Source organism: Salinicoccus sp. Bachu38 (genome assembly GCF_038561955.2).
GTDB classification, from domain to species: Bacteria; Bacillota; Bacilli; order Staphylococcales; family Salinicoccaceae; genus Salinicoccus; species Salinicoccus bachuensis.
Genome location: NZ_CP138333.2, coordinates 1,610,162 through 1,632,693 on the forward strand (window position 1 = coordinate 1,610,162; position 22,532 = coordinate 1,632,693).

The 22,532-nt window shown below is 49.5% G+C and carries 20 protein-coding genes; 5 read left to right on the forward strand and 15 right to left on the reverse strand.

The window, feature by feature from the left end; translation table 11 throughout:
- Window positions 1–11: 11 nt before the first annotated feature.
- Complete coding sequence (gene tyrS / locus RQP18_RS08110) at window positions 12–1,271, reverse strand: tyrosine--tRNA ligase (RefSeq protein WP_342387229.1); 1,260 nt, start codon at window positions 1,269–1,271, stop codon at window positions 12–14.
- Window positions 1,272–1,687: 416 nt separating this feature from the next.
- Here tyrS and RQP18_RS08115 point away from each other — a divergent pair, with 416 nt between their 5' ends.
- Complete coding sequence (locus RQP18_RS08115; protein ID WP_342387230.1) at window positions 1,688–4,246, forward strand: transglycosylase domain-containing protein; 2,559 nt, start codon at window positions 1,688–1,690, stop codon at window positions 4,244–4,246.
- Window positions 4,247–4,309: 63 nt separating this feature from the next.
- Here RQP18_RS08115 and RQP18_RS08120 read toward each other — a convergent pair whose 3' ends face one another.
- Both RQP18_RS08120 and acsA read right to left on the reverse strand, forming a co-directional pair.
- Window positions 4,310–5,977 carry a formate--tetrahydrofolate ligase gene (locus RQP18_RS08120; RefSeq protein ID WP_342387231.1) on the reverse strand — a complete coding sequence of 556 codons (1,668 nt, stop codon included), beginning with the start codon at window positions 5,975–5,977 and terminating at the stop codon, window positions 4,310–4,312.
- A gap of 99 nt (window positions 5,978–6,076) precedes the next feature.
- Window positions 6,077–7,789: an acetate--CoA ligase gene (gene acsA / locus RQP18_RS08125; protein WP_342387232.1), complete on the reverse strand. Its 1,713-nt coding sequence runs from the start codon at window positions 7,787–7,789 to the stop codon at window positions 6,077–6,079.
- Window positions 7,790–7,893: 104 nt separating this feature from the next.
- Here acsA and RQP18_RS08130 point away from each other — a divergent pair, with 104 nt between their 5' ends.
- From RQP18_RS08130 to RQP18_RS08140, 3 genes are read left to right on the forward strand one after another with little or no spacing between them, the layout of a single operon-like run.
- Window positions 7,894–8,526, forward strand: coding sequence for a GNAT family N-acetyltransferase (locus RQP18_RS08130; protein ID WP_342387233.1), 633 nt, complete (start codon window positions 7,894–7,896; stop codon window positions 8,524–8,526).
- A 10-nt stretch (window positions 8,527–8,536) separates the two neighbouring features.
- Complete coding sequence (locus tag RQP18_RS08135; RefSeq protein ID WP_342387234.1) at window positions 8,537–9,178, forward strand: CBS and ACT domain-containing protein; 642 nt, start codon at window positions 8,537–8,539, stop codon at window positions 9,176–9,178.
- Window positions 9,175–10,326 carry an acetoin utilization protein AcuC gene (locus tag RQP18_RS08140; RefSeq protein ID WP_342387235.1) on the forward strand — a complete coding sequence of 384 codons (1,152 nt, stop codon included), beginning with the start codon at window positions 9,175–9,177 and terminating at the stop codon, window positions 10,324–10,326. Before RQP18_RS08135 ends, RQP18_RS08140 begins: the two co-directional genes overlap by 4 nt.
- 49 nt (window positions 10,327–10,375) lie before the next feature.
- On the opposite strand, the gene ccpA is transcribed toward RQP18_RS08140, so the two are convergent.
- From ccpA to RQP18_RS08190, 10 genes are all read right to left on the reverse strand, one after another.
- Entirely contained in the window at window positions 10,376–11,365 is a 990-nt protein-coding gene (gene ccpA / locus RQP18_RS08145) for a catabolite control protein A (protein ID WP_342387236.1), read from the reverse strand.
- Window positions 11,366–11,435: 70 nt separating this feature from the next.
- Window positions 11,436–12,464: a bifunctional 3-deoxy-7-phosphoheptulonate synthase/chorismate mutase gene (locus RQP18_RS08150; RefSeq protein ID WP_373446004.1), complete on the reverse strand. Its 1,029-nt coding sequence runs from the start codon at window positions 12,462–12,464 to the stop codon at window positions 11,436–11,438.
- A gap of 60 nt (window positions 12,465–12,524) precedes the next feature.
- Window positions 12,525–13,001 (reverse strand): YtxH domain-containing protein, encoded by a 477-nt coding sequence (locus tag RQP18_RS08155; protein WP_342387238.1) that lies wholly within the window; start codon window positions 12,999–13,001, stop codon window positions 12,525–12,527.
- A gap of 14 nt (window positions 13,002–13,015) precedes the next feature.
- Window positions 13,016–13,579, reverse strand: coding sequence for a DUF948 domain-containing protein (locus RQP18_RS08160; protein WP_031544374.1), 564 nt, complete (start codon window positions 13,577–13,579; stop codon window positions 13,016–13,018).
- A 77-nt stretch (window positions 13,580–13,656) separates the two neighbouring features.
- A complete protein-coding gene (gene murC / locus RQP18_RS08165) occupies window positions 13,657–14,955 on the reverse strand; it encodes a UDP-N-acetylmuramate--L-alanine ligase (RefSeq protein ID WP_342387239.1) in 1,299 nt (432 codons plus the stop codon).
- A gap of 28 nt (window positions 14,956–14,983) precedes the next feature.
- Window positions 14,984–16,717, reverse strand: a complete 1,734-nt coding sequence (locus RQP18_RS08170) for a DNA translocase FtsK (protein WP_342387240.1) — start codon at window positions 16,715–16,717, stop codon at window positions 14,984–14,986.
- Window positions 16,718–16,728: 11 nt separating this feature from the next.
- A complete protein-coding gene (gene ytpR / locus RQP18_RS08175; protein WP_342387241.1) occupies window positions 16,729–17,319 on the reverse strand; it encodes a YtpR family tRNA-binding protein in 591 nt (196 codons plus the stop codon).
- Entirely contained in the window at window positions 17,316–18,128 is an 813-nt protein-coding gene (locus RQP18_RS08180) for a DUF1444 family protein (RefSeq protein ID WP_342387242.1), read from the reverse strand. Before RQP18_RS08180 ends, ytpR begins: the two co-directional genes overlap by 4 nt.
- A gap of 16 nt (window positions 18,129–18,144) precedes the next feature.
- A complete protein-coding gene (locus RQP18_RS08185) occupies window positions 18,145–19,140 on the reverse strand; it encodes a PTS transporter subunit IIC (RefSeq protein WP_342387243.1) in 996 nt (331 codons plus the stop codon).
- Window positions 19,140–20,222, reverse strand: a complete 1,083-nt coding sequence (locus RQP18_RS08190) for a M42 family metallopeptidase (protein ID WP_342387244.1) — start codon at window positions 20,220–20,222, stop codon at window positions 19,140–19,142. Before RQP18_RS08190 ends, RQP18_RS08185 begins: the two co-directional genes overlap by 1 nt.
- 71 nt (window positions 20,223–20,293) lie before the next feature.
- On the opposite strand from RQP18_RS08190, the gene RQP18_RS08195 reads away from it, so the two are divergent.
- Window positions 20,294–20,593: a hypothetical protein gene (locus tag RQP18_RS08195; RefSeq protein ID WP_342387245.1), complete on the forward strand. Its 300-nt coding sequence runs from the start codon at window positions 20,294–20,296 to the stop codon at window positions 20,591–20,593.
- Here RQP18_RS08195 and RQP18_RS08200 read toward each other — a convergent pair.
- Window positions 20,580–21,782 (reverse strand): MalY/PatB family protein, encoded by a 1,203-nt coding sequence (locus RQP18_RS08200; protein ID WP_342387246.1) that lies wholly within the window; start codon window positions 21,780–21,782, stop codon window positions 20,580–20,582. The genes RQP18_RS08195 and RQP18_RS08200 overlap by 14 nt on opposite strands.
- Before the next feature lie 91 nt (window positions 21,783–21,873).
- Window positions 21,874–22,506: a tRNA (guanosine(46)-N7)-methyltransferase TrmB gene (trmB, locus tag RQP18_RS08205; RefSeq protein ID WP_342387247.1), complete on the reverse strand. Its 633-nt coding sequence runs from the start codon at window positions 22,504–22,506 to the stop codon at window positions 21,874–21,876.
- Window positions 22,507–22,532 lie beyond the last annotated feature (26 nt).

Here is a 22,532-nt window from a genome sequence, read left to right on the forward strand (position 1 = left end):
AGTCCCAACTGTTATGAATATTTGACCATATGATACTTCTTCTTGCCTCTTCTGATGACAGTGAAGGCTCCGTCAAGCCTGTCATCTTCCTTGATTTCATAGTCGACATCCTGCTGGCGTTCCCCGTTGATGTAGATTGCACCATTCTTGATGTCCTCCCTTGCCTGTCTGCGGGAGGAGGAGATGCCCGTCTCCACCAGCACCTTGACGAGGTTCATGTCGTCCTCCGTGTAGCTTGCCGATGGCACATCCTTGAAGGCATCCCTGATCTGGTCGACCGAGAGGGATTTGATATCCCCGCTGAAGAGCGCTTCTGTAATGCGCTGCGCTTCGGCCAAAGCCTCCTCACCATGGATGAATGCCGTAATATCCTCGGCCAGACGCTTTTGCGCCTTCCTCAGATGCGGCTCCGTCATGACGGATTCCTCCAGTGCCTCTATCTCCTCCCTCTCCAGGAAGGTGAAGAGTTTGATGAACCTGATGACATCCGCATCACTCTGGTTGATCCAGAACTGATAGAATTCATATGGTGAAGTGCGTTTCGGATCCAGCCATATGTTGCCGGACTCGGTTTTGCCGAATTTCTTGCCGTCCGCTTTCGTCACGAGTGGAATCGTCATGCCTTCCGCTTCCGTTTCACCATATACACGCCGCATCAGGTCGAGGCCGCTTGTGATGTTGCCCCATTGGTCGGAGCCGCCGATCTGCATCCTGCAGTCGTATTGACGGTTCAGATGGCCGAAGTCGATAGCCTGGAGGATTGTGTATGTGAACTCCGTATATGAAATGCCCGTCTCAAGCCTTGACTGGATGGCATCCTTGGCGAGCATGTAGTTCAGGCTGACATGCTTGCCGTAATCCCGCAGGAAACTGATCAGGCTGATTTCCTGCAGCCAGTCCTTGTTGTTGACCAGGAGGGCACCGTTTTCATCAGAAAAGTCGAAAATGCGCTCCATCTGCTTCTTTATTCCGCGTACATTGTCATCGATCTGATCCTCCGTCTGAAGCTTCCGCTCCTCGCTTTTGAAGGAAGGGTCCCCAATCATTCCTGTGCCGCCGCCGATCAGGACGATCGGACGGTGTCCATGATTCTGGAACCGTCTGAGTGTCAAAAAAGGGACCAGATGCCCGATGTGAAGGCTGTCCGCTGTCGGGTCAGCCCCGCAGTATAATGAGAGCTGCCCACGGTCGAGCAGTTCTGTAATCTTTTCCTCATCCGTCATCTGATAGATGATTCCCCTGTATTTCAAATCTTCCAGCAGTTCATTCATGTCTTTTCCTCCTAATGTTATGTATAATTTTTACAAATTAAAAAGCACCCTTACAAGAGTAAGGGTGCTTGAGTACACGGTACCACCATACAGTTTCACTTTATGGGCAGGAACGTCCACCCCGACGATCGAATGTCTGATGCAGTGTATTCGTTGGACGCGTGCACTGATTTCCACCCACCATCAGCTCTCTGGATTCCGCCAAACCAACTACTTGTCTGCGATTCGAATAATATCAATTTATAGGAATGATATATTCTTGTCAGGAAAAAGTCAAGGGCCTACCCTTTCACACAGGCAGAAACTCCTATGGGCCCAGCGTTTATATCCGACTGGTACAGGACCCCATAATCATCTTTTATCACTAACTCTCTTTGTTTTTTCTGTGTTATAATGACCGAGGATAGGAGGTAGCAATGAAGAATAATGACTTTGTAAATTATATTAAAAACCTATTTTCTCGCAGAGATACAGAAAAGGCTCCCATTGAAGGCTCTACCTTCAAAGAGAAATTCAATAGTGTCACCTCGCGCTTTAAAAAAGCCGGTTCCCCTCTCAGGGTATCATTTTTTACTGCCTATGACACAATCTGGAACATCATCCTCTTTACAGTGCTTGCAGCCACCCTGGTGGGCATACTTGCATTCAGCATCGGCGTCGGCTATTTTGCAGCCCTCATAAATGATGAGGAGATCCAGCCGGCTGAAGAAGTGAACACGGCGCTGACTGAAATGACGGAGAGCACCACTGTCGCTTTCGGCTCAGGCGAAGCACTCGGTACTTTGAGGGCAGACCTGATACGGGAGCGTGTAGACTATGAAAATATTTCCCCACATGTCGTTGAAGCACTCATAGCCACCGAGGATGAATACTTCTATGAACATAACGGCGTCGTGCCAAAAGCCTTCATGAGAGCCGCACTCCAGCAGGTCGCAGGTTCGGAATCGGGTACAGGCGGCAGTACGCTGACGCAGCAGCTGGTAAAAAATCAGCTGCTGACGAATGAAACGACATTCGACCGCAAGGCGACAGAACTCCTGCTTGCATTCCGCGTGGAAAAGCTTCTGTCCAAGGAAGAAATCCTGGAAGCCTATCTGAACGCCGTATCTTTCGGCCGTAATGCCAACGGCCAGAACATCGCCGGTGTACAGGCTGCTGCAGAAGGAATATTCGGCAAGGATGCAGATGAATTGAACCTCGCGGAAAGTGCCTTCATTGCCGGTCTCCCGCAGAACCCTTATGCATACACTCCTTTCATGCAGGGCGGTGCAGTCAAGGAGCCAGAATATCTCGAGGCAGGCAAGAACAGGCAGCGCTTCGTATTGGAAAGGATGCTTCTGGAAGGCAAGATCACCCAGGAGGAGCACGACGAAGCTGTTGAGTATGACCTGTACGCCAATCTGACCGACAGCGTGACTGTGCCGAACCAGAACTATCCATTCCTGACCGATGAGGTGGAAAGACGCAGTATAGACATACTTAAGTATCACCTTGCCGAAGAAGATGGCCTGACACGTGAGGATGTCGACTCCACTCCTCTTATCAACCAGGAGTATACAGGCATGGCGAACACTGCACTGAGAAACCAGGGCTATCATATCGAAACGACAATCGATAAGACGATCTACGACACGATGCAGGATGTAAAGGACAATTCAAGCTACTATTATGGATCGAGAAGCATCGAAGACGCTGAGGATGCTACAGAGGAGGAGCAGGAAGCAGGCGATGAAGTGTTCGAACACGAACTTGGCGCCATGCTGAAAGACAACCAGACCGGCAAGATCCTCGGTTTCATCGGCGGACGGGACCATGAACGGTCTTCCATCAACCATGCGACCCAGACGAGCCGCCAAGCCGGCTCGACTATGAAACCGCTGATCACCTATGGTCCGGCGCTCGATAAAGGACTGATTGCTCCGGATACAGTACTGCTGGATGAAATCTTCACTATACCGAACCCTTACGGAGACGATTACAGCCCCCGAAACTATGATGTGGATGAGGAATTCGGACTCGTTTCCGCCAAGCATGCACTCAGCAACTCATACAACTTGAGCACTCTGAGGCTGTGGGCGGATGTCAGACAGCATAACCCTCAGGAGTACTTCCAAAAAATGGACATACCGATCAGTGATACTTTCTATTCCAATGAAGATACACTTGTTCCATCAATGCCTCTAGGCTCCAACAACATGTCGGTCGAGGACAATGCGAACGCATTCTCCACTTTCGCAAACAACGGCGAAATGGTCGACAGCTACATGATCGAATCGATCACCAGCCCGACCGGCGAAGTCATATATGAGCATGAAAGTGAATCCACCCAGGTATTCAAGGATTCTACAGCCTATCTCATGACCGACATACTCAAGGAAACCTTCCAGACCGGTTCCGCCTACTATATCCAGGACTACTACAACAGTGTCAACGACACTTATGACTGGGCGGCCAAGACGGGTACATCAAACGGATTTGTGGATTCATGGTTCATGGGCTACAATCCAAAAGTCACACTTGGAGTCTGGATGGGATACGACCGTAATATTCCACAGGTGGCCAACCAGGATAGTGAACAGCACCTGCACATCTATAACTGGCGCGATATTGCCCAATCACTGAGCGAAGTTGCTCCGGAACAGATGGGAGCCAATGAACGGTTCAGCCGACCTTCTTCTGTCAGGGAAGTCGAATACTGTGCCCTCACCATGGAAATGGAAGAGGACTGCGAAGATGATCTTGATGATCCTCGTGAAGGTCTGATCGCAGAAGATACACGATTGACCGACAAGGACAGTCTGAGCGACTCCGAAATCATGCAGAGGATGGGAGAGGACTTCGACTCCGAACTCAGCACTTCGGATCTCCGCGGTACGGTGACGAATTCCTATGATGACCGCTATCGTGTCGGAGGCAGTTCCTCCAGTTCGGACGATGATGAAGATGAAGATGAAGACGAAGAAGATGATGAGTAATCAAAAATCGCCCCTATCGATCGATAGGGGCGATTTTTCTTGATCTTATATTCTTTTTTATTTTTAGAACAGGCCTTTGGAGTTGCCGTCGGCATCCACATCCATGTTCACTGCTGAAGGGACTTTAGGCAATCCTGGCATTGTCATGATATCTCCTGTCAGGGCAACGACGAATCCTGCTCCTGCCTTGGCGACAACTTCCCTTACAGTCACCTTGAAGCCGTTTGGGCGTCCGAGGAGTGAAGGGTCATCGCTCAGGGAATACTGTGTTTTTGCCATGCATACCGGGAATTCTCCCCAGCCGTGGCGGTCGATTTCTGCCAGCTGCTTCTTGGCTTTGTCTGTAAAGTTGACACCGTCTCCGCCGTAGACTTCAGTAACGATCTTTTCTATTTTCTGATCGATCGGAAGTGAATCTTCATAAAGATGCTTGAAGTTTTGTGGTTCATCGAGCACTTCAAGTACCTTCTCAGCAAGTTCCGTACCACCTGAACCACCATGCTCCCACACTTTGGTCAGGGATACCCGTACATTCTGCTCCTCGCACCAGTTGAGGACGTAGTCCCTCTCTTCGTCCGTGTCCGTCACGAAGTCGTTGAGTGCAACGACTGGCTCAATGCCGAACTTGCGTGCATTTTCGATATGCTTCTCAAGGTTTGCGATGCCCTCTTTCAGTGCATCCACATTCGCTTCACCCAGATCTTTCTTGGCAACGCCGCCATTCATCTTGAGTGCACGGATCGTCGCCACAAGTACAATCGCATCAGGTGCGAATTCACCTTTTCTTGCTTTGATGTTCATGAATTTCTCTCCACCGAGGTCGGAACCGAATCCACATTCCGTAACGACGATGTCAGCAAGTTTCCTTGCAGTGTTCGTTGCGATGAGTGAGTTGCATCCGTGTGCAATGTTGGCGAAAGGTCCACCATGGATGAGTGCCGGAGTACCTTCCATCGTCTGTACGAGGTTCGGCTTGATGGCCTCTTTCAACAGAAGTGCAAGTGCCCCTTCGACTTCGAGCTGCCCGACTGTAATCGGTTCCTTGTCATAAGTGTAGCCGATGACAATGTCAGCCAGCTTTTTCTTGAGATCGATTATGTCACTTGCAAGACACAGCACCGCCATGATTTCACTCGCCACTGTAATATCAAATCCATCTTCTCTTGGGACGCCGCGTGTCGGCCCACCAAGTCCTACTACCACCTGGCGCAGTGCACGGTCGTTCATGTCCAGCACGCGTTTCCAGGTTACACGTCTTGGATCGATATTCAGTTTATTGCCGTGATGGATATGGTTGTCGATGAATGCTGAAAGTGCATTGTTGGCTGTTGTGATCGCGTGAAGGTCTCCGTTGAAATGGAGGTTGATTTCTTCCATCGGAAGCACCTGTGCACGTCCACCGCCTGTCGCACCACCCTTGATGCCCATTACCGGGCCGAGGGAGGGTTCGCGGAGTGCCACCATAACATTCTTCTCGAGCTGGTTGAACGCATCTGCGAGGCCCACAGTACAAGTGGACTTCCCTTCCCCTGCCGGTGTCGGGTTCATTGCGGATACGAGTACGACTTTGGATTGCTTTTCATTTCCTTCGATCTTATGTATGTCGACTTTTGCCTTGTATTTGCCATACATCTCTAAAGCATCATGCGGAATACCCGCCTTTTCTGCAATTTCCTCAATAGGTTTGATGTCTGCTTTCGCAGCAATTTCCTGGTCTGTCAAATGTGCCACCCTGTCATCTCCTTTTTACATTAATATGATTCCTACCCTTCCATTATGCCATAATAAACAGAAAATTGCCCCTAATATTTATTAGGGGCAATCAGGTTTTTAATCGTCATCCATGGAGGACAGGTCGCCTGTCGGCAGGTCAAGCTCCCATGCTTTCAGCACGCGGCGCATGATCTTACCACTTCTCGTCTTAGGCAGCTTATCCTTGAATTCAATCTCTCTTGGCGCAGCATGTGCTGCAAGGCCTTCTTTGACATATTTGCGGATCTCTTCTTTCAGTTCATCCGTCGGCTCGTTGCCTTCCCTGAGCGCGATGAACGCCTTGACGATCTCTCCTCGGACGGGGTCCGGCTTGCCGATTACCCCTGCCTCCTGTACTGCAGGATGCTCCACGAGCTTGGATTCTATTTCGAATGGTCCAACACGCTCACCGGCTGTCATGATGACATCATCCACACGGCCCTGGAACCAGTAGTAGCCATCTTCATCCTTATAGGCGGAGTCACCGGATACATACCAGTCGCCGATGAAGTAGGAATCGTACTTGGCATCATTCTTCCAGATTTTGCGCATCATCGCAGGCCATCCGCGTTTCATCGCCAGGTTGCCCATGCGGTTTGACGGCAGTTCGTTGCCTTCATCGTCTATGATTGCCGCTTCAATACCCGGCAGCGGTTTGCCCATGGAACCGCCTTTGATATCCATTGCCGGCATGTTGACGATCATATGTGCCCCTGTTTCGGTCATCCACCAAGTGTCATGGATTCTCAGGTTGAACACCTTCATTCCCCATTTGACCACTTCCGGATTGAGCGGTTCACCAACTGACAGTACATGGCGGAGCGAAGACAGGTCATAGTCGTTTACGATTTCATCCCCTGCCCCCATGAGCATACGGAATGCCGTCGGCGCACTGTACCAGATTGTTATGTTCAAGTCCTGGATGGCACCATACCACGATTCAGGGGAGAAACGGCCGCCGACTACGACGTTCGTTGCACCGTTCAGCCACGGTGCAAATATACCGTATGATGTACCCGTCACCCAGCCCGGGTCGGCTGTGCACCAGTAGACATCGTCCTCTTTGAGATCAAGCACATATTTGCCGGAGATATAGTGCTGGACCATGGCATGCTGGACATGCAGAACTCCCTTCGGCTGACCTGTCGACCCACTCGTATAGTGCAGGATAAGTCCATCTTCCTTGTCCAGCCACTCTATATCGAATTCATCACTCGCCTTCTCGTAGCTAGCATCGAAATCGACATACCTTTCATCGGAACCATCTCCGACGACGACGACTTTCTCAAGATTCGGCAGATCATCCATAGGAATTCTTGGCAGCAGCTCAGGTGTCGTAATGATGACTTTGGCATCACTGTTCTCGAGACGATCCTTTACTGCCTTTTCCATGAATGCTTCAAACAGCGGACCTACGATTGCACCGATCTTCAGGGCACCAAGCAGTGAAAAGTAGAGTTCGGGACTTCTTGCCATGAAAATGAATACACGGTCCCCTTTGACAACTCCTGCTTCATCCCTGAGGACATTGGCGGCTTTGTTGGATGCTTTCTTCAGGTCCTCAAATGTATATGAGAGTTTCTGGTCGCCATTTTTATAGTGAAGTGCGACTTTATCACCACGACCATCTTCAACATGCTTGTCTATGCACTCATAGGCCATGTTGTATTTCCCGGTCTCATACCAGGAGAATTGCTTCTCCACTTCTTTCCAGTCGTGGTTTTTCACCGCCTCGTCATAATCCTTCAAGTTAGGATTCTGATCCGTTGCTTCGTAAAGTTCTACCTTCATAATAATAACTCCCCTTTTGTGTTTTCTCTTTTACACTTCTTATTATATAATAGAATAGAACAATTTTTCAAAATAATTAAAATAAAATCCAGGAGGGCTTCTTTTTGCATCACATAAAGACTTATTATAAAGAAGAGTACGAGACGGAAAATCACTCATTTATCCTTGAAGGACCTTTGACTGCCAAAGAGCTTTCCGGCTTCACATATGATGATGGTCTTGATGCTTTCCGCCCGCCGGTCGAGCAGTTCGAAGCGATAAAGGAAATCGCCGACCTGGAAGAAGGTAGAATCCTGATCGTCAGGGAGGGGGATCACATCATCGGATACGTGACCTTCCTCCATCCCGACCCCATGGAACGCTGGTCTGATGGCAACCTTCCCTATATCATGGAGCTCGGTGCCGTCGAAATCAGTCTGGACTACCGCAGTTTCGGCCTCGGCAAACGTCTGCTGAAGCTGTCCATGCAGGATGAGTTCATGGAAAATTACATCATTATCACAACGGAATACTACTGGCATTGGGACCTTAAGAACAGCGGTCTTGATGTGTATGAATATAAGGACTTGATGATCAGGCTGATGGCGAGTGCCGGGTTCGAGGTCTTTCAGACGAACGACCCCGAAATCACTGGCCACCCCGCCAATACGCTCATGGCACGTGTAGGCAGGAATATCAAAGAGGAACAGATGATGGCTTTTGATAAGCTGAGATTTAAAAACCGCTTTTTTTTCTAGGAGGAGAGAAATGCTAGTTGAAAGAATTATGACCAGTCCGGTCAGAACACTGACGCCCGAACACACGATTGAAGATGCACTGAATATGATGAGCACCTACTCTTTCCGTCACATCCCGATCATTGATGATGCTGAAAATCTGGTGGGTATCGTCTCCGACAGGGATATCAAACTGACACTGCCTTCCGTGCTTTCGGATGATGATCCCGATTTCACACTGAAAGTGCCCATATCGAGGATTATGCGCAAGCGGGTCACCTACTGCCATCCGCTGGATTTCGTCGAGGAGATCGCGCTTGATTTCTATCACTATGCAATCGGCGCGATACCAGTCCTCAGAAATGGCAGGATTGTGGGTATCATCACCCAGAAGGATATGCTCAATACCTATCTGGAACTGACTGGAATTACAGAGCCGGGCTCGATAATAGAAGTGGATATCGAAGACCGTACCGGTGTCATCTATGATATCGGCAAGGTGTTCAAGGATCTCAACATAAAGATCGTGAGCATTTCCGTCTATAGAAACAAGGAGAAGAAGGGGTATAAGACAATTGTGCTGCGGGTACAGGCAATGAATCCGAGAAAAGCCATCGATACACTCAAAGACAGAGGGTTCACCGTGCTTGAACCCTCGCAGATGGGCCAATGACAAGACCACTCTATGTGTACGATGATGCATTGCTCAAGTACCGCTTCCACGCCACCCACCCCTTCAATCAGATGAGGCTGAAGATGACGACCGATCTACTGATGGCGTCGGGTCATCTTAGGGCCGCGGATATCATCAGACCGCGCGAAGCAACTGACGAGGAGCTCGAACTGGTACACAAGAAGGATTTCATCGAAGCCGTGAAGCTTGCAGGTGAGGGAAAACTGCCTGAAGACAAGATGGAGAGCTATGGCCTCAATACGGAGGATACGCCAAGTTTCGAAGGCATGCATGAGAAAAGCCGCATGCTTGTAGGGGCCACATTGAGCGCTGTGGAGGCTGTCATGGATGGAAGGACGGATAAGGCACTGAGTCTTGCTGGGGGACTTCACCATGGCTTCAGCGGACGGGCAAGCGGCTTCTGCATCTATAATGATTCGGCGGTCGCCATAGAATATATCAGAAGAAAGTATGGCAAACGTGTACTCTATATCGATACCGACGCCCATCATGGTGACGGTGTGCAATGGATCTTCTATGACACGAACGAAGTCATGACCTACTCCATCCATGAAACAGGCCGATACCTGTTCCCGGGGACCGGAAGCCTGACGGAACGGGGCACTGAAGAAGGATTCGGTTTTGCAGTCAACCTGCCCATCGATGCTTTCACTGAAGACACCTCCTTCCTGGAGATATTCAAGGAGACGCTCGAAGCGGCAATCAGAAAGTTCCAGCCGGATGTGATATTCAGCCAGAATGGTGTCGATGCACATTTCCGGGATCCGATGACCCATCTGGCACTGACTTCGAGAACCTTCGAGGAGATTCCCCGCTTTGTAAACCATATGGCCGACAAGTATACGGATGGCAAATGGATTGCCGTCGGTGGGGGCGGCTACAACATATGGCAGGTCGTCCCGCGCATGTGGGCCCAGATATGGCTCAGTATGACCGGCACTCCCGCTCCCCGCGGCCCCTTGCCGGAAGCATTCATGGAGCAGTACCGTTCCAGGAGCCCGGTCGACTTCCCTGAAAATTGGGAGGATGTGCTGACCGACTATAGCGACATCCCCCGGCGTGAGGAAATCAGTGAAAAGAACCGCAGCATGCTCACCCGGGCCATGCTCCACCTGGAGGAGCAGTAAGCTTTGAACACACTAATAGAAAAGACGGACTCCTCGGAGTCCGTCTTTTCTATTTCGTTGTTGCCCGGTATTCAATTTTATAGGGAAGGATGACATTCGCCTCTTCCACAGTCTCTTCATTCATGTATTTGGTGAGCAGACGCATTCCGACTGCCCCGATATCATACAAGGGCAGGGCCACACTCGACAATGGAGGCCGTACCATGTTCACCAGGCGCGTATTGCTGCAGCTCATGATCTGTATTTCATCCGGTACCGCGATGTTGTGGTCCATCGCACCGTGCAGCACGCCGATGGCTGTTTCATCACTCATTGTAATGACGACATCCGATTTCAGTTCCTGTATCTTGCCAAACAGGGATTTACCCGACTGGTAATCTTCGGCTGCGGAAAGGATGTACTGCTCATCGAAATCCTTGTTCTTCTCCTGGTAGGCCGCTTTTATGCCTTCCTCAATGTGACGCTCCAGCTGTTCCGAATAGGAAGCTTTGACAAATGCAATCTGTTCAGCGCCTTCCTCAAGGAATTTTGAAGCAGCCTCCTTGATGGCTTCATAGTAGTCTATGTTGACGGATGGCATGTTTTCATCCTTCTCGCTGGTACCGCATATGACAACTGGGAGATGTGAGCCCTTTATGTCATTGAGCGTCTCCTCGTTCAATGCACCACCCAGGAAGACGATGCCATCGACCTGCTTGCTGATCAGGCCAAGGAAAGCATCCCTTTCCTTTTCCGGATCATTGTCTGTGTTCGTAATGATGATCTGATAGTTATACATCTCGGCAATATCGTCCAGACCACGTGCCAGAGAGGAATAGTACAAGTTTGAAATATCCGGAATGATGACACCGACAGTCGTCGTCTTCTTGCTAGCCAGACCGCGTGCCACGGCATTCGGACGATAGTCCAGCCTTTCTATAACATCTTTAACTTTTTTTCTTGTTTCCGGCTTGACGTTGGGATTCCCGTTAAGCACTCTGGAAACTGTTGCCATCGATACTTTGGCCTCTCTGGCAACATCATATATGGTAACCGTCATATTGCACCCCCGCACGCTTTTGAAAGCGCTTTTTGTACTATAATAACATGACTGTAAAGTTTCGTCATGGTTAAATGAGACTAAAATAAAATTTATCGAATTCCTCAAGGGACATCTGCTGCGCCCTGTCGCTCAGAGCAACGGCTGGATCCGGATGGACTTCTGCCATTATACCATCGGCACCTGCTGCAATTGCCGCTTTGGCACAATCCGACATGATTTCCTTCCTCCCTGTGGAATGTGTGACATCCACCAGGACAGGCAGGTGGCTCGCCTGCTTGAGCAGGGGGACAGCCGAGATGTCCAACGTGTTTCTTGTGCTTTTTTCGAATGTCCGTATCCCCCGCTCACAAAAGACCACATTGCCATTGCCTTCAGCCAGTATATATTCGGCGGCATACAGGAACTCTTCTATCGTCGCACTCATGCCCCTTTTCAGGATCACCGGCTTGCGGGAACGTCCCACTGCCTTGAGCAGTTCGAAATTCTGCATGTTCCTGGCACCGATCTGAAATGCATCAAGCTGGTGTTCGGCCATGCTGACATGTTCTGGTGCAACGATTTCGCTGACCACTGCGAGGCCATGCGCTTCTTTTGTCTTCCGGAGTATCTCGAGCCCCTCCTCCCCCAGGCCCTGGAAATCGTATGGCGAAGTGCGGGGTTTGAATGCCCCACCCCTGATCATTTTCAGGCCTTTCTGTTTGAGGTCCGACGCCACTTCTGCAACCTGGTTGTAGGATTCCACTGCACAGGGGCCGAATATATGGGCAGGTGCATTCCCGCCTATCTCGGCGTCGCCGATCCTGATGATCGTGTCCGCGCTCTGATGTGCCCTCGACACCAGAAGGGGCGGAGGCTCTTCCGCACTTGCCTGCCGGGAGGATGCGTCGGTCAGACTTTCGAGCAGAGCCTGTACAAAATCGGCATCGTATACACCTTCATAATTGGACAGCAGCTTGCTGTAGTGGTCTGCATCATCGATTCTTTTCCCGCTGTGACCAGTTATTGCTGCCCTTCCATCCAACAGCTCCAATAGGGCTGTATCAATCTCCATCAATTTTTCCCTGACCAAAGCATCGTCCTGGTTCATATTGTCCACCTCATAAAATCAACCACATGCCGGAACATGTGGTTGAAAAATAATGATATCATGTTATTACTATTTTTTGTCTTCGTCAAGCTTTTCAGCGTATTTCGACATATCTACCGTCCTCGGATCATCAGTGTGCGGTTCATTCACTTCTTCCTGAATCGCATCCTTCTGAGCTTTGACTGCAGATTCATCGAGGGATTTCACCCTCTTCTTCTCATCCATTTCGCTTTTCTTGGCTGAGATATCGCCTTTCTTATCTTCCATCTTGTCACGCAGCTGATTCGTCTTGTCCTGTACTTTCTCTTTGAAGTCTGCACCTTCTTCGCTGCCGCTCTCCTTGTTTTTGGAAAGCTTTTGGGTCTGCTCGGAAATATCATCCCTTAATGCATCCCCGGATTTCGGTGCGAGCAACAGTCCGCCAATTGTTCCAACGAGAAGACCGACGGCAAGGCCGATGGAGAAATCCCTTCCGGTCGTCTGGTTGATCTGCTCCTCATATTCTTCAACACCATGAAGGTGCCGATCACGGTTATAGGTTTCCATATAAGAACCTCCCATTATTTGCTGTCGTTATCAAGCCCAGCATTCACACGATCTTCATCGAGGTTGTCATTCGTCGTTACCGACTGGTTTACAGCTACCGGCAGATTATCCGGATCGTCTTCAGCCGTAGTTGAATATTTGGTGTTGAAAGCACTGTTGCGCTTCTGTCTCATCTGCCATTTGTCTGCAACTTCCATCGCAACATTGGACCATTGCACAACTTGGGAAATCTTATCTTCATTCTGTGATATGTTGTGAGTGATTGAATTCGTCACCCGGTCAACCGAAGAATTCAGGTTATTCATGGATTGTCCGATACCTTGCACGGCATCCACTACAGAATTGAGTTTAGCAGATTTGCCCTGTACATCCTCTGCCAGACGGTTCGTCTTGTGCAGGAGATCAGTTGATTCCCTGGTAATGCCTTGAATCTGTCCTTCTACTCCATCAAGTGTCTTTGCTACATGATCCAGATTCTTTTTGACTGAGAACAGTACAACTGCCAAAGCAATACAAAGAATCAGGAAGGCAATAGCAGCAACACCTGCGGCAATATATAAAATTATTTGCCAATCCATCATAACGCCTCCATCTATATCTTTATTTGTTATTCATTCTTTAAATTAACCCAAATGGCAATGGTATAAACATTTTATTAGGATAATAACTCGGTAAATCTTTTCTCATATTTTTGGATGTCGCCTGCTCCCATGAAGATGATGACAGCTTCCTTATGTGAATTGAGCTTGTCGATATCCCCTTCTGCCAGCAGTTCGGCATCCGGAATCAAATCCACAAGGTCCCGGCTTGACAGATCGCCCGCCTGTTCCCTTGCTGAACCGAAAATATCCACAATGTAGGATTTGTCCGAGGCGGACAGGGCTTCTGCAAACTCATTCAGGAACTTTTCCGTCCGGGAGAAAGTATGGGGCTGGAAAACTGTGACGATTTCCCTCCCATTATATTTCTTCCTTGCCGTTTCAAGGGTGGCCTGTATTTCTTTGGGGTGATGTGCGTAATCGTCGACGATGACCATGCCATTTTTGAACGTTTCGCTGAAACGTCTCTTCACCCCCCCGAAAGTCATGAATGCCTTTTTGATATTTTCCATATCAAGCTTCTCCAGGTAGCCCACTGTGATCACCGCAAGGGAATTCAACACATGGTGGTCTCCATACATCGGAATCGTGAACCTGTCCAGGAACTCGCCTTCCACGTGGACATTGAAGCGGGTCCCATTGGGGAGGACTTCAATGTCGGAGGCACTGATGTCGAATTTGTCTCCGATGCCGTAGAAATAGACAGGAACATCATAGGACATGCTTCTTGTATGGCTGTCCCCCCCATAGGCGATCACAGCCTTTTTGACCTGACTCGCCATTTCGGAAAATGCATCGATGACATCCTGGAGATCCTTGAAATAGTCCGGGTGGTCGAAATCTATGTTGGTGATGATGGCATAATCAGGATGATAGCTTAAAAAGTGCCGCTTGTATTCGCAGGATTCGAAAGTAAAGTATTTGCTGTCCTCAAGACCAAAACCTGTGCCATCCCCTATGAGGAAAGTCGTATCAACGTCCCCATTCATCACGTGGCTGAGCAGGCCCGTGGTGGAAGTCTTGCCGTGGGCACCAGTGACCGCAATTGAGGTGAACTGGTTCATGAATTGTGAAAGGAACTCATGGTAGCGTATGACCGGGTATCCCCTTTCCCTTGCTGCGCTGATTTCGGGATGGTCATCACCAAAGGCGTTGCCTGCAATGTAGGTGAAACCCTCCACGATGTTCGACGCATCAAAGGGCAGGATCCTTATACCCTTGTCCCTGAGCTGGTGTTCAGTAAACACTTCCTTTTCTATATCGGCCCCCTGGACCTCATGACCGAGGTCATGAAGCACCTGGGCCAGCGCACTCATGCCTGCGCCCTTGATTCCTATAAAATGATATTTTTCCATGAGCTCACCATACTTTCATAAAATGGATTCATCGGAATATCCCTTTCAGATGAGAAAGGACATCTTCCTTGATTTCTTGGGACAGCACTCCGGCATTCACGCGGAGCGGCTTATTGGACGTGGGAATCTGGATCAGCATATCATTGCCTTCAGTGAGCTCTTTCGCCCCTTCAACAACCTTGGACTTTCCATCCTTGAATGATATGCGCGTCTGCATCATCTGGAGCAGTTCGAAACGGATTCCCACATCATTTCTTGAGTGGTTCATGATGAGGTGTATGCCGAGCGGCTTCCCTTTCTTCAGGATCTGTACAATCGCCCGTATGGCTTCGGGATTATTATGCTCGAACAGCTCTGCCAGGTCGTCGATGACGACCACCATCACGCTTTTTTTAGCTTCATTGCTGACCCGCTGGTTGAAGCTGTCCAGGTTGCGTACATGTGCCCTTCTGAATTGGTTGTGCCTGTTGTTCAGCTCTTCCAGAACATTCTGCAGTACATGCTTGCCGGTGATGGACTTCGGTGCACTGAACATATGAGGCAGGTCTTCATATTCCTTGTAATGGGCCTTGTCGGAAGCGATCATGATCTGAAGCTCCCTCGGATTATGGTTCATCATGAGGGATACGAGGATGTTATCGACCACTGCAGATGAATGGTCCGGCTCCCCTCCATAGATCAGTACCTGGCCTGCCTTCTTCAAAGGAAAACTGAAAATCTGATCATCCACTGTTTTCCCCACTACAAATTTGAAGTCATTTTTCCTGAGTTTGAGGCTGCTGGAGGAAAACAGCGTACTGAAAGGTATCGGATACGGATCCGGTAGGATGAACTCCACACCTATGTTACTTGTTCCCGCAATGGGGACGATCAGTTTAAAGTCTTCAAACGGCAGCTCAGAAAGCAGGTGTTCCTTCAGCTTTCCAACGACATTCAATCTGAAGTTTCTTTTCATCGAAAGCTCATAGCGGCCGACGATGCCATTGGTTCTGTAGGCAGCGACTTTAACAGGCACACCAATAGCGTCAAAAGCAGCAACTATTTCCTCGGAGAGCGCTTCGTCCACGCTGTCGTAGCTGCTGTTCTGACCTTCGCCCAGTATATGTAGGGGTGGCAAGGTGCTTTTCGGGCCACTCCGTTTTACCTGATTCTGATTTTTGGATCTGTATTTATTCTTGTCGTAGGGAGTCATCATGACATTGAAAGGAGAAACGGATTTCTGATCAGCGGCATTATCTGCAGCGGGAGTTTCTGCACCCGCTTCCTTCTCCATCTTTGTTTGGCCGGACTGGCCGGTCACAACGCCGATGGATCTTTCAGCCTCTGCCTTTTTCGCCCTTTCTTCCATCCGCTTCTGCTGCTTTCTTTCACGCTGTTGCCTTTCCCTTTTCAGTTCTTCCACAATCGGTGATGAATATCCGGATTTCTGATCTTCAGGGGAAGTATCTGACTCATCCTGTTTTCCAGCATTCGGATTCCCTTTCGAGCCATGGATTGCAGAAGGCACTGCACGCGCTTTGCTGATTGTATTTTTCCCTGGTCTCTTCCTGGAATAGCGACTCCCGCCCAGCAGCGACTTCTGCTGCTCTTTTCTTATGGGATCGCTGTTTTCCTGTTCTTTTCCTGGTGCCTCGGGCCGTTTTTTAATGGTTTCATCGCCATCCTTGTCATCCATGTCCAGGGGGAACCTGAAACGTTCCCTGTCGGAATGACCATCTTCAAGCCTATGATTGAATTGTCTTCTCCTTCTTGATCTATCCATCCGTCTCACCCTTATTTCACTTCAAATGGTTGCGCTACTTCATAGCTATCGTCCAGTACATAGATGCCCTTCACTCCGTCATCCTCAAGGTTCAGTTCCTTCTTCGAACAGATCATGCCCTTCGATTCCACGCCCCTCAGTGTTGAAGGCTTGATATAGAGCCCGTCAGGCATGATTGCACCGACTTTTGCCACAACGACCTGCTGGCCGGAATCGACATTCGGAGCACCACAGACGATCTGCAGCTCTTCCTCCCCGACATCTACCTTACAGACATTCAGCTTGTCTGCATCCGGATGCTTTGATTTTTCCGTCACTTTTCCAACGACGAACTTGGGAGAGAGATCCGGATTGATCTTTGCGATCCCTCTGCTCTCGAGCAGTGAGTTGATGCTCCCGAGTATCGTTTCATCCGCCTCGATGTTCACTTCGTCCGGCAATGCGATATGCTTGGACGCATCGAAAATATTCAGGCCGATGATTTCATCATCGCTCTTGATCACTGTCAGATCTTCATGGAATTCATATGTCGGGTTTTCCGCTTTTTTCAAAGTGACGAGCAGTACATCTCCAACATGCTGGTAATTATAAGTCAGTTTCATTCATCTCTACCTCTTTTATGATTCTTTTGTTTGCCCAGTATGAATACTGGTTCCAGTTTCTTTTCACGATAAGAGAACGAGAGGGAAGTAATCGGTGTCAGCCCTTCAGCGAAGTACTGCATCATCATCTGTGCCATGATATCGTAACCGACACTGTTCCTCACGTTCGCGATGATCAGCACATCCTGGTGCGGCAGGCCGACCATCATCTCTCCATCGAAGTTCTCGTGCATTTCATCGAGAAGCTGTGTGTTCAATATGCGCGTCGCATCGTATCCATCGTTATGGTTGATGAAATAGAAATCATTCTCCTGGATCGTCTCCTTCTTGTGTGAGACAGGCAGACGCTTCATATTTTTATCAGCCAGCTTCCTCAATGCCTCCTTGTCCAACCCCAAAGTCTTCAGAAGGGGCTCATCAATCAGCCGATAGCTGTTCTTGAAATCTATTGCGTAATATATTTTCGTTTCATTCGTATGGTCATCCACGACAAACGGGTCGCCATTCTTATTCTTCCTGTGGAAGCTTGAAGAACGGATGACGGGATATACGCCCGATTCATCCAGCGTGATCGCTTCCTCTTTCATGCGTTCAAGCGTCTCATCTATATAATAGACGATTTCCTCTATGAAATTCTCGTCCTTCTTTACTTTATCCACCGCTTTTGACAGTGCAATGTCCAGGCCTTTGCCATTATCATTGCGCTCCACCCTGAGCATCTCCTCTTCACGGTCGAAGGAAGTCTGGAAATCACTCCGTTTTTCATTGAGCTTCTCTATGATTCTATTTTTAAGCTGGAAAATATTCATGAAATTGCCTCCAGTTCTATTCTTTCGCACCAATTCTTAGCTTCTGATCTCCGTCCTTGATCAGTCCTGCGCGTTTCAGCAAAGTATAGAATAACAGAGTTACCAGGGCAGGTAAAACGATTTGGAACACGAGGATGAGCAGCCATACCTCCAGGGAAGGCCCCATCGTCTCTATCGTCATGATCTGCCCGACCAGGCCGCTGGTGCCCATTCCGGCCCCGGCAGCATTGTTTTCCATCGGGAAGAAAACCGTCATTACAGGAGCGATGACAGCACTTGCCAGAACAGGGGGCAGGATGACAAACGGATTCAATAGTACATTCGGCACCTGCAGCATGGATGTGCCGATTCCGATGGATATCAGTCCTGAAAACCCATTATCCCTATACCCGGTCACAGCCAATCCTACCATATGGCAACAGCACCCGATGACCGCAGCTCCCGCGGCAAGGCCGCTCAGGTCGAGCATCAGTGCAAGCGCTGCGCTGGAGAGCGGCGCAGTCAATGTAATTCCGAAGATGACTGCCACGAGCATCCCCATTATGAAAGGCCTCTGCTCGGTGGCAAACACGATCACTTCGCCCATGCTCGTCATGAAGTCACCGATTACAGGGCCGATGAACCGGGCAACGAGGTAGCCCAGTACAATCGTCAGGAATGGCGTCACAATGATGTCGATCTTCGTTCTTCCTGCGTACAGGCGGGCGACTTCAATTGCGATGATGCTTGCGATATAGCTGCCTGCCGCACCCCCCATATCATAGGCGGCATAACTCACGACGACCACTGAAAATATCACAAGTGGCGAAGCCTTCAGACCATAGGCGATGGCGGCACCAATTGCGGCACCAGTCATGCCCATCGCCACTGCACCAATCTCCTTGAGGCTTTCAAGATAAGGGACATAAGTCCCGATCGTATCGATGATCAGCCCGATGATGAGTGAAGAAAACAGACCGAGTGCCATGAAACTCATGCCATCAATGAACCATCTTCTCAGGAGGCTTCTCATCAGCGGCCCCTCAACTGCTCGACTCTGTCATCATCGATGCCCCTGACGAGCTCCGTCAGCATCTTCTTCGCATGGAGATAGTCGTTCGAATTGATGATGGAGTGGCTGGTATGGATATAGCGGGCCACGATTCCCACAACGGCACTGACTACGCCTTCATTGGAGACGTGGATGCTGCCTGCATCCGTGCCGCCCGGAGACTGGTAATACTGGAACTTGATGTCATGGCTGTCGGCCGTCTCAAGCATATAGTCGCGCATCGGCTTGGACAGGATCATCGTCCGGTCCATGATGCGGACCAGTGTTCCTTCTCCGATCCTGCCCATGTCATCCTTCTTGCCCAGCATGTCGTTCGCCGGAGAACAGTCAACTGCAAATGCCACATCCGGCTTTATCAGGTTGGAACTCACTTTTGCGCCTCTGAGGCCCACTTCCTCCTGGACATTGGCACCGACATAGAGGTCGCATTCGAGGTCGACATCAGCCAGCGCCTCCAGCGTCTCTATGGCGATCAGACAGCCATAGCGGTTGTCCCACGCTTTCGCCAGCAGCTTGTTCTCCTGCTCCATCACTTCGAAATCGACATCAGGCACTATGGAGTCACCCGGACGGATGCCCATGGACTCCAGCTCTTCCCTGCTGTCTGCACCGACATCAAGAAGCATATCATCAAGTTCAACGGTCTTGCTCTTGCCATCACCTTTTCTGAAGTGCACGGGAACACTGCCAATGATGCCGGTGATCCGCCTGTCTTCGGAAGTTCTGACTTTGAATTTCTGGCTCAGCAGGACATCGTTCGACCAGCCGCCGAGGGGGGTGAACTTGATCATTCCATTTTCCGTCAACTGCGTGACCATGAAGCCGACTTCATCCATATGACCGGCAATCATGACTTTCGGGGCATTTTCGGTCTTCGATTTCTTGAGCGCAAAAATGCCTCCAAGTCCGTCCTGCAGGATTTCATCCGCAAAAGGCTCCATCTCTTGCCTCATATAGTCGCGGACCTGGTCCTCAAAACCGGGAGCCCCATGAAGCTCCGTCAATGCTTTCATCCTTTCAAGTGTCCTGTTTTCAATTTTCATTCGAATCCTCCTTTTTGTAATCCTCCGATTGATAAATATGTTAAACTTATGGCGATAAGGAGGTCATATACATGCTATCCAAAACCGCCAGGCTACTGCTCTTCGCTTCAGTCATCCTATTGCCGGTGTGCATCTGGATCAGATTGAACAGGCATATCCACCCCCAGACGGTCATCGACCGGCTGCACAGACAGTATGGAGACATCTCATTCGTATCGATTGACTATCATTCCAACAAAAACAAGTTCCTCGGAATCGACCGCGAGGTCTTTACAGGCCGCTTCCACGCACTGACCGGTGATGGAAAGAAACGCTATCAATTCACCGCCGATGCATATACGGGAGAAATCATGGAAGCTACTGAACTGTAGATTTCGTGATTTTTTTGAATGTGCGGTGTATCCTTTCCAGACCGTCTTCAATCCTGTGTCGGCTCGAGGCGACATTGAACCGGAAATGCTGGTTATTTTTCACATCATATATGTGCCCAGGCGACACCGCAATGCCACCGATATCAATCAGTGCCTTGTGCACTTCCTCGTCTTCCAGGCCACTCTTTTCAAAGCTGATCCATGCCAGGTAGGTCGCGTCCGGCTTTTTGAAATCCAGCCATTCGGACATGTGGGCAGCGATGTAGGCTTCGACCAGCTGCATGTTCTGCTCGATGTGCCTGTTCAACTCATCCACCCATGGCCCGCATTCCGTATATGCTGCATGTATCGCTTCCAGCGCCAGGCTGTTCGCAGCACCCATACCATACTTTGAGGCGATGTTGCGGCCGATTTTAAGGCGCAGGTGCCTGTTTCTCGTAATGAAATAGGAATGCGGGATGCTGGCAAGGTTGAAAGTCTTTCCAAGACCTGTAGTCACCAGAATCGGATCCCCTGCCTCCATCAGCTCCACCATCGAAACGAACTGCTCTTTAGGCCGTGTGAAATCCATATGGATCTCGTCACTGATGAGAAAGACACCCGTCCTGAGGCAGATGTCACGGATCTTCGCCAGTTCGTCGCGCGTCCACACCTTCCCTGTCGGATTGTGCGGGCTGCAGTGGATGTAGGCCTTCACATCTTCCCTTCTGCACAGCTTTTCAAAATGATCGAAGTCAAACTCATAGGTGCCCTGATTTCTAATCAGGGGGCAGTCGACGATCTCCCTGCCATTCCCTTTCAACATCCCAATGAATGCATTATAGGATGGCATGGTGAGGATGATGCCATCCCCTTCTTCGGAAAATTGTCTGACCACTTCACCGATTGTAAACATCACAGAGGGTGCATAGTGGATCTCCTCATCCTCCAGGGTGATGCCAAACCTCTGGTGCCACCAGCCTTTCACCGCTCCATGGAACTTCGGGTTCTGCCACTTCGTATAGCCGAATATGCCATTGTCGATACGTTTCTTCATTGCCTCTGCGACTGCTTCCGGTGTTTCGATGTCCATGTCTGCAATCCAGAATGGTTCCAATCCGCCCGTACCAAAGAGTTTTTCCGTCCCTTCGTACTGGACGCTGTATGTACCTTTCCTTGTCGTCTGCCTATTGAAGTCAAAACTGCTCAAGAAATCTCCTCCAAACTGACCAGAATTTATATTGTCCAACTATATTTTATCATTCTTTCCTGAGGAAATACACGGCATAAAAAAAGCACCTTCAGAAAGATGCTTTGAGTCTGTATATTTTATTTCCCTTGGCTGAAAACTTGTCTTCATATTCCGTCCGTATATTGTCCTCCGGCTCGTCTGCATGAAGATCGAGCTTCACTTCATGGAAGACCATGCCGAAATTGTTCAGGCTCTCGAGGCTGTATTCAAACAGCCCCCTGTTATCCGTCTTGAACTGGATGAGGCCATCTTCAGCCAGGATGGAGCGGTACTTCGAAAGGAATGCCCCGTGGGTCAGACGACGTTTTTCATGCCGGTTCTTCGGCCATGGATCGGAAAAATTGAGATAGATCCGGTCCACTTCATCCTTCTGGAAATACATATCCATTTCACTTGCATCAAGCAGCAGAAGTCTGACATTTTCAAGCCCGGCCTCCAGAACCTTTTCCACCACACGTATCATGACATTCTTGTCCAGCTCTATGCCGACATAATTGATGTGCGGATTGCGGGCTGCCAGTTCCGTTATGAATGTGCCCATTCCTGTTCCGACCTCTATATGAAGCGGTTTGTTGTCGGGAAAGAAGTCGCCGACCTTCCCGGAATAGCTGCCGTCCGTATCCACAATATTGCTGTTCTCATTCAGAAATTCCATTGCCCAGGGCTTATTGCGCATTCTCATTTAAGTTTCCCACCTGTTACTCATAT